This is a genomic window from Mesorhizobium sp. M2A.F.Ca.ET.037.01.1.1 (assembly GCF_003998075.1).
GTDB lineage: Bacteria > Pseudomonadota > Alphaproteobacteria > Rhizobiales > Rhizobiaceae > Mesorhizobium.
In genome coordinates, this window is the sequence record NZ_RZSA01001560.1 from 1 (window position 1) to 864 (window position 864).

The window sequence follows — 864 nt, forward strand, 5'->3', positions numbered from 1 at the left end:
GTCGTAGATGTCGATGACGACGATCTTCGCGCCGCGTTCTTTCCTCGCTCTCGTCGCGTGGGTCATGACGTTGACCTGCGTGACCACCGCATTGGTGCCCCAGATCACCACGCAATCGGCCTTCGCCATCTCGCGCGGGTCGGGCCCGCGCAAGGCGCCCACACCCATCATCCAGCCGGTCCAGGCGAGATTGGTGCAGATCGAGCTGAAGAAGCCTGAGTATTTTTTCGCGTGGCGCAGCCGCTCGATGCCGTCGCGCTGCACCAGCCCCATCGTGCCGGCGTAGAAATAGGGCCAGACCGTCTCCGAGCCGTATTTCGCTTCCGCCGCGATGAATTTTTCCGCCACGAGATCGAGCGCCGCTTCCCAGCTGGCTTCCTTCCAGGCGCCCTCGCCCTTGGCGCCCGCGCGCACCAGCGGCTTCAGCAGCCGGTCCGGGTGATGCACGCGGTCGGCATAGCGCGCGACCTTGGCGCAGACGACGCCCGCCGTATAGCTGTTCGCCTTGGCGCCATGGACGCGGCCGATGCGGTTGTTGTCGAGCAGCTCGACCTCGAGCGCGCAGGTGGAGGGGCAGTCATGCGGGCAGGCCGAATGACCGATCCGGAGCTTGGCGTGCTGGTTCATGGCGCGTGTGTAGCGGGTTTTGCCGGAGAGGTGTAGGGCCAGAGACAATTAGCCAATCTCCCCCCTTGTGGGGGAGATGGCCGGCAGGCCAGAGGGGGGCGCGAAGGAACGCGGCCTTGGAGATGCCTACTCTGGCCGACGGCAGTTGATCGCGTAACAAGCTGACAGGCTGGCGGGACAGCGCCCCCCTCTGCCCTGCCGGGCATCTCCCCCACAAGGGGGGAGATTGGCTAATCA

1 protein-coding gene is annotated in these 864 nt (G+C 65.7%); it reads right to left on the bottom strand.

From position 1 onward, the window contains the following. Positions 1-627: molybdopterin-dependent oxidoreductase (locus EOA27_RS38360; RefSeq protein WP_145970899.1), on the bottom strand; the 627-nt coding region annotated here is incomplete at its 3' end. Positions 628-864 lie beyond the last annotated feature (237 nt).